Origin of the sequence: Paenibacillus sp. FSL H7-0714, assembly GCF_038003765.1 — a bacterium.
In the GTDB taxonomy this organism is placed as follows: Bacteria; Bacillota; Bacilli; order Paenibacillales; family Paenibacillaceae; genus Paenibacillus_AQ.
On sequence record NZ_JBBOPT010000001.1, the window covers coordinates 1,306,374 to 1,318,070 of the forward strand.

The window sequence follows — 11,697 nt, forward strand, 5'->3', positions numbered from 1 at the left end:
TTGGGGCACCTTCGTTTGATTCGTTCCATAAGAATCGAGTCCGGTGCTTTTATTGCGTAGCGCTAGATGTAGATCCAGATACCGATTTAGCGATCGCTTTATATCCCTCTGGCAGATAAGTGACAACAGATGCTTTTGAGATCACCTGTGCATACATTTTTCCTGGATCAGGAGCAGTCACATTAAAATAAATCACAGCGGTCTTGTCTTTGCCAAATTCGATTCGCTCAATCACTAGTCCATATCCAGAATGCGGTAAGTTGTTAACGGTCAATGTAGCCTTGTTTACTCCTTCACCCGCTTTGGTTAGTGTAACCTCAGTCTCATAGGTTGGAGTAGTAGGGCTGCCATTAGACACAATTACGCGTTTGGCAAAAGCAGCTGCATCGTAGGTCATCGCGGCTGCTTCCGAACGGGTAATGGCATCATTTGGCCGGAAATTACCGTTCTTATCGAGTGTGGCGATATGTGTATTCAACAGGATCTGGAGACTATTTATAACCTCTGTAGAAAGTTTATCGCCATCCTTAATGTCTACATACATGAGTGTAACCGGGAAGTTACCTTTACTTTGCAGTGCTTGCGTCAATAAGTGAGCGAACTGAGCACGGGTGATGGTTCCGTTGGGATCTACTGTTCGATCAAGTGAAAGACCATTTTGCTTGGCAGTCAGGAAGGCTGAAGCATACCAGGATTTGTCATTCACCTTATCAAAATAATCACTAGCTTTGGATGAGCTGTTACCCGCCTCTGGCTTCGGAGACAGATTCAGACCCCCAACGATGAACTGAATCCCTTGGGCAAAGCTTACTTTAGATTTAGGCGCGAACTTATCTTTGTCTACTCCATTTATAATCCCCTCTTTATGCAGGGAGTTAATTTTTGCTTCCGCAGGATCACCTTTCAAATCCGAAAAAGCAAAAGCGGATGCTCCAAATGACAGACTTGCTGCTAGAATACCGCAGGCTATCGTCATTGTTTTGACATTACTTATGAATAATGATTTCTTCATTATGCGTCACCTCCATACTCTTAGATGGTAGATTAGACCAAAATGTTGCAGGCAATTTAAAATATTATAAAGATTCAAGTAAAACGTTATCCGCGAAGGAGTGACTCGGCACCATCTACATAGATCTCAGTTCCTGTGACATGGAAAGACTCATCCGAGGCGAGAAATAACACTAGATTGGCTACTTGTTCAGGTTTACCGGGCGCATCTTCCAGAGGATGATTGCCTTTCGGAAATTCTACAGGAATCTTCACTTCTTGAAGATCATCACTCTTATCCGTATTATCTCCAATTTGAGTGTCGATTGATCCAGGACAGACCGCATTTACGCGGATACCGTATTGCGCCAGCTCTAACGCAGCCATTTTCATAAAAGCGACTTGTCCAGCCTTCGAAGAGGAGTACGCAGCAGCGCCGATGTTCGAGAACACTCGATTTCCGTTAATAGAGCTAGTGATAATGATGCTTCCGCCATTTTCTTTCATATGGGGGATAGCATATTTTACTGTGGCAAAGGTACTGCGTAGGTTGGTATCTAGCGTCTGGTCCCAATCTTCGATTTCTAGTGTTTCGATTGGAGCCCATGTACCATTAATGCCAGCATTCGCAAAAATGATATCAATCTTCCGAGCCTCATCCGCAACCTTACGAATACTTTCTTCGACAAGACCTGGATTGGAAACATCGCATTCGATAACTGTAGCTGTTCCTCCAATGGATTCAATTTCACGTTTAGTTTCATAGGATTCCTCAGGGGTGCGATCAAGCATATATACCTTAGCTCCGTGCTGGGCAAACCTTATGACTGTAGCTTTCCCAATACCGGATCCTGCGCCTGTGACTACTGCAACTTTATTTTGCAATCGTTGATCTAACATGATGAATTTCCTCCTTGGCGTTAGACTTCTTACTTAGTAATTACATACCCGGCATAGCTGAATTTAACCAATTTAGTAGGAGGGTGGAACAACAAGGAGGGATGTATTACTATGAGACATAAGGATGTGTACAATATATATTTAGATCAATCTAGCTCATGATAGGGGTACTATAGATGATTCAGCAGCAGGGAGCAGAACGGATTAATGTGGGGATATTTGCCCATGTGGATGCCGGCAAGACAACAACAACAGAGCATATTTTGTATGAAAGCGGTCGCATTCGAGCGCTTGGCAGTGTAGACAGTGGGACAGCATTGACGGATTCTATGGATGTGGAGCGGCAACGAGGAATATCCGTTCGGGCGGCATTAGCTTCTTTTGAATGGAAAGGTGTGCAGATCAACCTCGTTGATACACCAGGACACGTCGATTTTCTGTCAGAGGTTGAACGGTCTTTGCGAGTGATGGATTGTGCGGTGCTAATTTTGTCGGCGGTAGAGGGTGTGCAGGCTCAAAGTGAGATGATCTGGAACGCGCTGAGGAAGCTGGGAATACCGACGCTTATTTTTATGAACAAAATGGATCGTGTAGGTGCAGACCCTGAGGCTGTGCTGGCGCAAGCGCGAAATTATTTGTCTAGTGATATCATTCCTGTACAGCAACCCACCGGGAAAGAGCAGGAGTACATAGGCGCAATAGATTTGTGGGGGAGCGATGCCGATCCTGCTGCACAGACTGAATTGTTGGAGGCATTGGCTGAGCGGGATGAAGATCTGCTAGAGACGTATATGTCAGGTAGTTCGATTGATCTTGCAGCTTGGAAAAAATATATGAAGACAGCTTCCGCTTCAGGACGCTTCTTCCCAATGGTTTATGGTGTTGCCGCCAAGGGTCTTGGCATTACTGCATTGCTGGACGCGATGGTTGAGTATTTTCCGCGAGCTGGTGGCAATGTTGAGGGGCCGGTGTCCGGTATTGTCTACAATATTCAGCGTGATAAAAGCATGGGGCGAATGGCGTTTGTCCGCCTTTATGAAGGAACGATCCGTAACCGCGATACGGTAATGAACTACACGCAGAATATTCAGGGAAAAGTGACCCAGATCCGCAAGGTCGAGGGCGGTCGTACTGAGGATGTCGGATCGCTTGAAGCGGGGGATATCGCTGTAATCTATGGTCTTTCAGGGGTACGGATCGGAGATGTACTCGGCCAACCGGAGGCGATTCCGGCGGAGGCGAAGCTGGCTGTACCGCTACTAACGGTGCGCGTATTCTGGGGAACCGATATGGATGACCATAAGGTTATCGGAGCATTGCAGGAGCTGGCGGATGAAGATCCGCTCTTGGATGCGCAGTGGCTGCAGGATGAGCGAGAGCTGCATATCAAAGTAATGGGACCTATTCAGCTGGAGATTCTGAATAGTGTTCTGGAGGAGCGGTATGCGCTGAAGGTTACCTTCGGTCAGCCTTCTGTCATCTATAAAGAAACGCCAGCCTCTGCTGGGGAAGGCTTTATCGCTTATACGATGCCGAAGCCGTGCTGGGCGATTCTGCGGTTTCAGATTGAGCCCGGACATCCTGGCAGTGGTTTAGTTTATGATTCGGTAGTGCGGAGTTCCGATCTGCTGCCGCAATATCAGAGCGAGACCGCACGCCGTGTACCAGAAGCCTTGCAACAGGGCTTGTACGGCTGGGAGGTTACCGATCTTAAAGTGACCTTAATCGAGGGACAGCATCATGTATGGCATACCCATCCGCTAGATTTTGCCGTAGCGACTCCTATGGGGATTATGGATGGACTCGCGCGGGTAGGCACTAAACTACTGGAGCCGATTCTTCAGGTTCGCATCGTTGTCCCTGAGGAGAATGGCGGCCGGGTGATGAACGACCTCGTTCAGATGCGCGGCACGTTCGAGCCTCCCGTGCTGCAAGGCGAGCGGATGATCATCGAAGGCCGTCTGCCGCTGGCAACGTCGCTTGATTATCCTGTTACTTTAAGCTCCTATACGAAGGGGCGTAGCACATTTACTTCTTTTTTTGCCGGCTATGAAGAATCTCCGCCAGACGTATCCGCTGAGCGTACCCGCCGGGGCGTGAACCCGCTGGATCAAGCGAAATATATATTAAGCGTGCGGAAGGCGCTGCAGGGGTGAGATAAAATGAAGATCAGAGAAGCAACAGCTAGTGATATAGACGGGATCGCTTTCGTCCACGCTACGAGTTGGAAAACCACGTATAAAGGACTAATATCAGACGAGTTTCTTGATAATTTCACAGTAGAAGCTAGAAGGAAGCGCTGGATTCAGAATTTTGAAAATCCCAATAAAGACGAGGTAATGTATGTTGCTGAAGATGAGGCTGGGATGATCATTGGCTTTGCAAATGGAGGGGCGCGAAGAGAGCCGGATCTCTACGATGCGGAGCTTTATGCACTTTATTTGCTTAAGGAACACCAAGGAAAAGGTCTAGGGAAGCAGCTCATAAGAAGTGTAGCACAGAATTTATTGAAGAAAAATTATAGTTCGTTTATGACTTGGGTGCTAGTGGGCAATCCGGCGATTCATTTCTACCACAGCGTTGGGGGAGAGTCTATCTCAAGTATAGAAGTTAAGATAGGGAATGAATTATTAGAAGAAATAAAAATAAGATGGCAAGACATTAGAGGCATAGGGATTGATTAATAACTTTTCACGCAAAAAAAGACTCATAAGGGATACAAAACGCATACCCCTTATGAGTCTCATAATGATTTATTTAATGTACGTACGGCTGACCAGAACATCTGCAATTACATCTGTTGGAATGATGAATTCTCTAACGCCCATGTAGCCAGGAGCCACATCATATTTGTTAAAGGAAATAACCAGCTGGTACTTATCGTTGATATAGAAATCTTGATCTTTAGCTATATTTTCAAATTGATAAAAAAGGTCTTCATTGGGTTCATCTGTTGAAATCCAGTAGAACATATCTTTATCTGCTTTCATTTGGGAGCGCATCTGTTCTTTAATATTTTCACTTATGATACTGATATATCGATCATCCTTAAATAACATAGGCAGACTTAGCAGGATTTGATTCTTCTTGTCTATCGTATCGTGCTGCATTGTGGTTGACGATGAACCTACGGTATTTACCACGTATCTGCTAATAGCAAATAGCTCAGCATTGTCCGTTTTAACCTCAAAGCCTGTGTCGACCCCTAAATGCCCCTCTCCGGATTGCTTTAAAGACTCCATCTCTGCTTGAAACTCATCATATAGTTTTTTGTTTTCTTCGAGATATTTTTCATTCAGAGTCGATTCCAGCTCTTTATTCTCTAGATTAGTAATGATGGGGACCTTTATGTCTGCATTATAAGTCTGCTCATCCACTTTGTATTCTCTAAAAGTTAGCACTTTAACAATACTGTCTACACCAGGTATAGCGGAGAACGCATTGGCAATGTTAACATTGACATTAATCCCAATCACGAAAAATAGGGCTGCCGCACAAACTCCAGATATCCACTGATAACGTATTCTTCTTATCTTCCTTTTCTTTAATGCTTTACTTACAACGAAATCTAATTCCTCAGGAATAGGGAGTTTGTTATAATCTTCTATAATTTTTTTGATTTGGTTATCCATTCTAATTGATCTCCTTTGAGGATTCTTCCTGCATGTTGACTCTTAATAACTGGAGTGCTTGATATAGTCTAGTCTTTACTGTATTGACATTTTCATTTAATACTTCCGCAACTTCCTCGATCTTTAAATCTTCGATATATCTAAGGACGATGACATTTCGATACTTAAGGGGTAGATCATCCAGCGATCTTTCTAAATCAATATCTGGATACACGTCTACCGCACCAGGGATAAAAAAGTCGAGTGCTTCATCATCTACCGGTTGAACTCTTTTATGTTTCCTCAGAAAATCCAGAGAGGTAGTTACTACGATTCTAAACAACCAACTCTTTACGGATTCTGGTTTTTTTAGCAACCCTATAGAGGAGAGAGCTTTATAAATCGAATCCTGAACAACATCTAATGCATCCTCTTTGTTCTTCACATAGCTGTAAGCTAGACGGTATATGTTCTCCTTGTTATCTGTAATACAAAGAGTGAGTAATTTCTCTTTATTCCTCTTAAGCATATTCGTAAAACCCTTCTCTTTTTATATTGCGTAGCTTTAGTTTGTTAGATTACTATTCTCATTGATTCTCCTTTTGTATGGCTTTAGCTACAAGTGCGGCATAGGATTTGGCACCTTCTCGTTTTAGATGAACGCCATCCTCATAGAAGTAAGAATCCTTTCCTTCGCTTGAGGAATGCCAGTCTACAACCATAGCATTGGGGAATTCTAAAGCCACTTTCTTAAGCAAGGTATTCACAGTATTTTGCCATTTTTTCGGTACACGTGTGTTTACTAGTACGACTTGCTGAACATCTTCAAGTGAAATAAGTAATTTCCGCAATTGATTGGAGTTAAAAGCTCCGTTCGTACCTAGATTAATGATCACTCGAGTGCCAAGTTTCCCCTTGGTTCTAAGTTTATCGACCACTTCTTGTGCCTGTGACATCTGCCTGCCTACCTTACCATCGATTACAATGCCTGGCAGAAGTTCTTGTAGATAAGGAGCGGCATCGAGGATTACGGAATCACCTATCGCAGTAACACCTTTACCTGCTTCTTCTACCTGAGGCTGAGGTTCTGGCTTCTTCGGTGGATCTACTGGTACTGGTACAGGCACAGGCACAGGTGTTGGTATATTTTGAGGGGGCACTAGTGTGACATTATGTTCATTCTTATCGGGATTAGTAATAGTGCCTGTATTCGGATCTGCGGATATCTTAGTATCCAAGTTGCTACTGCAGGATATGGACAATATGATTAACGGGACTGCAATAAAGATGAATAAGGGTCGAATCTTGAATTGCAGATGAATGCTTAATTTCGTACACCATCTTCCTAATAAACCTTGACGAATAGGTTCTTCGATATATTTCCACGATAGTGAGGCTAATAGGAGGCTAACTCCCAGCTGAAAAAGAACACGGAAACCATCGAACCCACCTGTATCTACTGTAGGATTAGTTAGAATGATGACTGGATAATGCCATATGTAAATACTATAGGAACGTACGCCAATCCAACGCAAGGGCTTGCAACCCATGATTTTAGCTAGTCGGCTCGCAGGATGTGCGAGTACAGCTATTACAATTGCGGAAAGGATCGACACGAGAACCAAGCCGCCATAATAAAGAAATTGTCCGTACTCATTCGTCCTCCAAATCATAAGAATGAGGGTGATTAATCCGATTGCACCACTGAAGTCAAGGATATAGCGAGATCTGCGTGAAATCTTATCGGTCAAATTTTGACTCGGCCATGCTAGAGCGAGAGCGGCTCCAATCAGTAGAGCAAAAGCTCGAGTATCAGTACCATAATAGACTCGGCTTGGGTCAACTCCAGGTTGATAGATTAGCGCCATAGCAAGTGCCGAGAGGAATGCTCCTGTTAGACACATCACAATGAGTTTACCTCGCTGAGGTGCAAGGCGTAACCCTACAATAATAACCAATGGCCAAATGAAGTAGAACTGTTCCTCAATAGCGAGCGACCACAAATGACCTATAGGAGAAGGAGGTCCAAAGCTCTCGAAATAAGATACATCGTGAAAAATAAGCCACCAGTTATTGAAGTATAACGTAGAAGATAGAAAGTCCCCTTGTAATGCTGCTAATCGTGAACGATCGAACAACAGAAGCCACATAGCAGTGACAAAAAGCATGACAAACATAGCAGGCAATAGCCGTCGCGCTCGTCTGATCCAGAAATCTTTAAGGTCGAACCGTCGGTCTTGCTTCCACCTTTGGATGATTTGATCCGTGATCAGATATCCAGACAGAACGAAGAATATTCCGACCCCTATAAGTCCTCCTGGAGCCCAATTGAGGTCGAGATGATACGCAATAACTGCGATCACAGAGAGTGCGCGAAGTCCATCTATTCCCGGCATATAACGCCTTCTAGTCGTGGAATTGTCAGGTTCTAAAGAGTTAGTCGGTGGTGTAACCTTGATTTCTTTCATGGTAGTTCATTCCTTCGTCATCAGTTGTCTTATGTCAGCAAGACGTATGACTAACTTAAAAAAGTTCTTAGCTTCTCTTGGTAAATAAAGGAGTGACCATGAATGGATCAGAAATCGGTACACAAGTGCCTATGAATTTAAAAAGGCATTCTAGAACAAAAAATCATTCTGGAATGCCATTAGCCTAATTAGCCGTTCTTAATTTCCACACGAAAAATATCGGTAACCATTTTAACCGGAACGTATATCGTATCGTTCTTTAGGATAGGAGCAGTACCTAAAGTGACAGGTGCCATTTTGGCAAAAAAGTAAGAATCTTTACCTAAGGTAACATTTGTCCACTGTGCACCTTTCTTTAGCTCAGCTGAGCGCGACGTTTGATTCCACTTGATTTCATATCCTAAACGATTCGCCACATCTCGTAATGACACCATTGAAACCCCATTAGCATTCTTAAATGTAGCTATTGTACTTAAATCGAGCTTCGGGTTGTTCGTAATATGGGTACTGAAACGAAATTCAGGAGTTCCCATGGCGCCTGGAGCGATACTATATTTAGGGAAGAGGATGACAACCTCACCATTTTCAATATAAAAACCTTGTTCTTCGTCGATCCCTTTGAAATCCTCAATAAAATAGTTCTCAGGTTCCTCATTGATCTTCGCAAGGATACCGGTATTCAACTTTTCCTTAAAGTCGTTTCCAAAGAAATCTGACAAGGCAATCCGCTTCGCTTGTTTCGTATTAAATACATTGTATGTATCTACACGAGGCATACCCGTTCCACCAGTTTCACCTTGAGAAGTAACGACAAGTGATATCATTCCAGAAGGGTTATCCGTTTTATTTTCCTTTAAGTCATAAATAATATTAAGCTCATATGGGCGATACTCAAAACCAGCCTTTTTAGCGTCTACAGCTGCTTCAGTTGCATCCTTTTCCCAAAGAGCAAGGTCTTTCTGCGCATTAGAGAGAATGACACTGTTGATCTCTTCTTGAGCCTTCGTATCCAACATACCTACGATCTGTGGCACTTTAATATTTGTATTCAGAAGCTCCGTTGAAGATGTGAGAATTACTTCTTTGATTTGGATCCCAGTGTTATTGATGGTGGAAATCGGTACAGCTGAAATCGGGGCATTGATGGCAGGCTTAGTCGTGTTCACTGCATCAGCAAAAGCAGTGCCATTCATTGGTAACATGCCAGCGCTTATTCCCACAACCGTTAATCCGACTACACCAAGCTTCAATACGTTAAAAGGGCTCTTTTTCATTGTTTGTTCACGCTCCATTTCGTTGTAATAAGTGTGTTATTAGCGCACTTACTAGCAAGACGTATTAGGAGTGTTGAAAAGTTTGGGGGGGATAAATGTTGATCGAAATTCGTCATCCCGCAAGAGTTCCTTTAATAGTCACTCCGAACCCTTTTCAGCCTTCTTCCGCGCCCGGAACCGCCGCACCTTCATGAGGTTGCCACAGGCCTTGTCATCGCAGTACCGCTTAGAGCGGTTGCGTGTATCGTCGTAATAGACCCAGAGGCAATCGGGATTCTCGCAGATACGGAATCTTGAGGGTTCTTTTTCAAGCATAGCCTCCGCAAAAGACGCCGCTATCTCCGCCATCACCTGCTCCCAACCGCTATGTAGTGGCAATAATGAAATCTCCGCTTGCTCGGCACTTTTCCATATCATTCGCCGCGTAACAGGACCCTTGTCCATATAGATATTGAGCTGCTTCAGCATTTCTCCATCCATCGATTTTCCTTGTACAATAGTCTGTACCCAGTCCCATAGTAGGGATCGAAGTTTCTTTAGCTGTTCCAGTTCTATCGTATTCGGCAGCTGTGTTTCTAACAGAGCATGCTTCTTCAGCCATTTCGCAATCCACTCCGGATCTTCGAGTTCATCCCGATCCTTATTCTTATCTCCTGTTCGCCAATCCCGCCAGTAACTATTAATGAAATCCTCCCACAACAAGTCCTGTTCATCCTTTCCGCACAACTCTCGATTACAACGATTGTAACAGTTAAAATTGTGATTAGCTAGTTACTTGATTGAATGCTGGAAATCTGCTACATTTCTAATGTAACCACTATATGATGATTTAAGTAGTTACATAATTCAGTTAGTATTAGGAGGTTGAACATGCAAAATAAAATCAGTGAGGTTCTGCTGCAAAATTGGGATTATTGCATGGATATCGAGGATTGGGCCCCGCCGTTAAGTGATGCACTGGAAGGTGTGGACAGTAAACAGGCACTTTGGAAGCCAGAGGGGAGTACAATCAATTCCATCTGGGAGACGGTTAACCATCTAACATATTATAAGGTGCGTTTGCTGCGAAAGTTAAAAGGGTTGCCCAAACAACCTGATGCTGAAAGCAACGATGCTACCTTCACTGTAACAACGGAAGGGGAAGAAGCATGGGCGAAGGCCGTTGCAGACCTGAAGGATGTGCACGCTGCTCTTAGAGAAATCATTGAGGCGTTGGAAGAAGGCGCGTATGATTGGGGTGGATCGGGTCATGCCCCAGGGGAAGAGGTAATGAGTCTTATCCTGCATGATTCATACCACACCGGACAAATTATTATGCTTCGTAAACTGCAAGGCTCCTGGGTTTCCAACCGTAGTTTTAATTAGAACCTCTACAATACAAATATAAGCCACACTCCACTATACTGGTTTACCTGGTGCAGCGGGCGTGTGGCTTTTCTTTATTTTAACCTTTTGGGGTGCTTCGATATTGAGTCGGCGAGCATCCCATTATTTTTTTGAACAATCTAGAAAAGTAGTAGGGGTCCTGCATCCCGATAGCACTAGAGATTTCTTTAATATGTAGATCGGTTAATGCCAGCAGTTGACTGGCACGCTGCATTTTGAGGCGCAGATAGAATTCAATCGGGGGAACTCCGGTTTCTTGATTAAATAGATAAATTAGATGCTGCTTTGATAACCCCATATGCTTCGCTACATCCGGGAGTGAAATGGAGCTGTTGATTCGATCTGTCATGTAGCGAATGGCTTGCTCAAGATAACGTTCGTTCTTTTTATCTTGTTCAGAGTTCATGGTACTCAATCCCACGTGGCTGATCAGATGACGAATGCACTGAGACACATAGATATGATTACGTATGGCATAAGGCTTATCCGATAACAGGGCATAACATTGCTCGAAATCTTCGATCCATTGGGTATGAAGGTTCAGTGTAAAGGTTAGCGGCTCTACGTCCATGGCATAAGTTTGAATCAACGCAGCGGCATGCGTTCCTTTTAGATGCATCCAGTAGATCGTCCAGGGATTCACATCTGAAGCACCATATCGATGGGGTGTTCCGGCAGGAATGACAGCTAATTGCCGTTCTTTTATTTGAATCAGCTTATTGTGATGACTCTCCATCCACCCTTCACCCTCTACGCAATACATAAGAATATGCGAGTCACATCCTTGTGGACGCTCTCGATAATGAAACTTCGCTCTTGGGAAGCAGCCAATGTCACTTACATAGAAGGAATTTGTTAACGGATTCTCATGTAATTCATTCATCATGAAATCGGGCAGCACAAAAAGCTTCTGCTCATCGAAGCCATCCGGCTTTAATGAGATATCTGTCATGATAACCCTCCTTTTTAAGAACATAATTTATTTATTTGAAATAACAACCTATTCATAAGGAGAATATTATTTTTAGGATAAGAATATTGTCCATCAGTTACAGATTATCGTCAATT

At 43.7% G+C, this 11,697-nt stretch carries 11 protein-coding genes; 3 read left to right on the forward strand and 8 right to left on the reverse strand.

The features are described 5' to 3' along the window. Window positions 1-49: 49 nt before the first annotated feature. Window positions 50-1,012, reverse strand: coding sequence for an S-layer homology domain-containing protein (locus NST34_RS05755; protein ID WP_339245581.1), 963 nt, complete (start codon window positions 1,010-1,012; stop codon window positions 50-52). Between the two features lie 86 nt (window positions 1,013-1,098). Beyond that, a complete protein-coding gene (locus NST34_RS05760) occupies window positions 1,099-1,890 on the reverse strand; it encodes an SDR family oxidoreductase (RefSeq protein WP_341127345.1) in 792 nt (263 codons plus the stop codon). 176 nt (window positions 1,891-2,066) lie between these two features. On the opposite strand from NST34_RS05760, the gene NST34_RS05765 reads away from it, so the two are divergent. Beyond that, window positions 2,067-4,046, forward strand: coding sequence for a translation factor GTPase family protein (locus tag NST34_RS05765; protein WP_341127346.1), 1,980 nt, complete (start codon window positions 2,067-2,069; stop codon window positions 4,044-4,046). A 6-nt stretch (window positions 4,047-4,052) separates the two neighbouring features. Continuing rightward, window positions 4,053-4,574 carry a GNAT family N-acetyltransferase gene (locus NST34_RS05770; protein ID WP_341127347.1) on the forward strand — a complete coding sequence of 174 codons (522 nt, stop codon included), beginning with the start codon at window positions 4,053-4,055 and terminating at the stop codon, window positions 4,572-4,574. Window positions 4,575-4,643: 69 nt separating this feature from the next. On the opposite strand, the gene NST34_RS05775 is transcribed toward NST34_RS05770, so the two are convergent. The 5 genes from NST34_RS05775 to NST34_RS05795 form a co-directional block, all read right to left on the reverse strand. After that, window positions 4,644-5,522, reverse strand: a complete 879-nt coding sequence (locus tag NST34_RS05775; RefSeq protein ID WP_042124758.1) for a DUF3298 and DUF4163 domain-containing protein — start codon at window positions 5,520-5,522, stop codon at window positions 4,644-4,646. Window position 5,523: 1 nt separating this feature from the next. After that, window positions 5,524-6,030, reverse strand: coding sequence for an RNA polymerase sigma factor (locus tag NST34_RS05780; RefSeq protein WP_076298375.1), 507 nt, complete (start codon window positions 6,028-6,030; stop codon window positions 5,524-5,526). A gap of 58 nt (window positions 6,031-6,088) precedes the next feature. After that, window positions 6,089-7,969 (reverse strand): acyltransferase family protein, encoded by a 1,881-nt coding sequence (locus NST34_RS05785; protein WP_341127348.1) that lies wholly within the window; start codon window positions 7,967-7,969, stop codon window positions 6,089-6,091. A gap of 188 nt (window positions 7,970-8,157) precedes the next feature. Further along, window positions 8,158-9,243, reverse strand: coding sequence for a stalk domain-containing protein (locus NST34_RS05790; protein ID WP_341127349.1), 1,086 nt, complete (start codon window positions 9,241-9,243; stop codon window positions 8,158-8,160). A gap of 138 nt (window positions 9,244-9,381) precedes the next feature. Continuing rightward, entirely contained in the window at window positions 9,382-9,945 is a 564-nt protein-coding gene (locus NST34_RS05795; RefSeq protein WP_341127350.1) for a CGNR zinc finger domain-containing protein, read from the reverse strand. A 168-nt stretch (window positions 9,946-10,113) separates the two neighbouring features. Between NST34_RS05795 and NST34_RS05800 the strand changes: the two genes are divergently transcribed. Beyond that, window positions 10,114-10,608: a DinB family protein gene (locus NST34_RS05800; protein WP_341127351.1), complete on the forward strand. Its 495-nt coding sequence runs from the start codon at window positions 10,114-10,116 to the stop codon at window positions 10,606-10,608. A gap of 79 nt (window positions 10,609-10,687) precedes the next feature. Here the strand turns inward: NST34_RS05800 and NST34_RS05805 are convergent, their stop codons facing one another. Then, on the reverse strand, window positions 10,688-11,581 hold the full coding sequence (locus tag NST34_RS05805) for an AraC family transcriptional regulator (protein WP_341127352.1): 894 nt from the start codon (window positions 11,579-11,581) through the stop codon (window positions 10,688-10,690). Window positions 11,582-11,697 lie beyond the last annotated feature (116 nt).

What these genes read in the sequence shown, in the direction of transcription:
- NST34_RS05755 (WP_339245581.1), bottom strand. Translation starts at nt 1,012, where the DNA reads ATGAAGAAATCATTATTCATAAGTAATGTCAAAACAATGACGATAGCC.
- NST34_RS05760 (WP_341127345.1), bottom strand. Translation starts at nt 1,890, where the DNA reads ATGTTAGATCAACGATTGCAAAATAAAGTTGCAGTAGTCACAGGCGCA.
- NST34_RS05765 (WP_341127346.1), top strand. Translation starts at nt 2,067, where the DNA reads ATGATTCAGCAGCAGGGAGCAGAACGGATTAATGTGGGGATATTTGCC.
- NST34_RS05770 (WP_341127347.1), top strand. Translation starts at nt 4,053, where the DNA reads ATGAAGATCAGAGAAGCAACAGCTAGTGATATAGACGGGATCGCTTTC.
- NST34_RS05775 (WP_042124758.1), bottom strand. Translation starts at nt 5,522, where the DNA reads ATGGATAACCAAATCAAAAAAATTATAGAAGATTATAACAAACTCCCT.
- NST34_RS05780 (WP_076298375.1), bottom strand. Translation starts at nt 6,030, where the DNA reads ATGCTTAAGAGGAATAAAGAGAAATTACTCACTCTTTGTATTACAGAT.
- NST34_RS05785 (WP_341127348.1), bottom strand. Translation starts at nt 7,969, where the DNA reads ATGAAAGAAATCAAGGTTACACCACCGACTAACTCTTTAGAACCTGAC.
- NST34_RS05790 (WP_341127349.1), bottom strand. Translation starts at nt 9,243, where the DNA reads ATGAAAAAGAGCCCTTTTAACGTATTGAAGCTTGGTGTAGTCGGATTA.
- NST34_RS05800 (WP_341127351.1), top strand. Translation starts at nt 10,114, where the DNA reads ATGCAAAATAAAATCAGTGAGGTTCTGCTGCAAAATTGGGATTATTGC.
- NST34_RS05805 (WP_341127352.1), bottom strand. Translation starts at nt 11,581, where the DNA reads ATGACAGATATCTCATTAAAGCCGGATGGCTTCGATGAGCAGAAGCTT.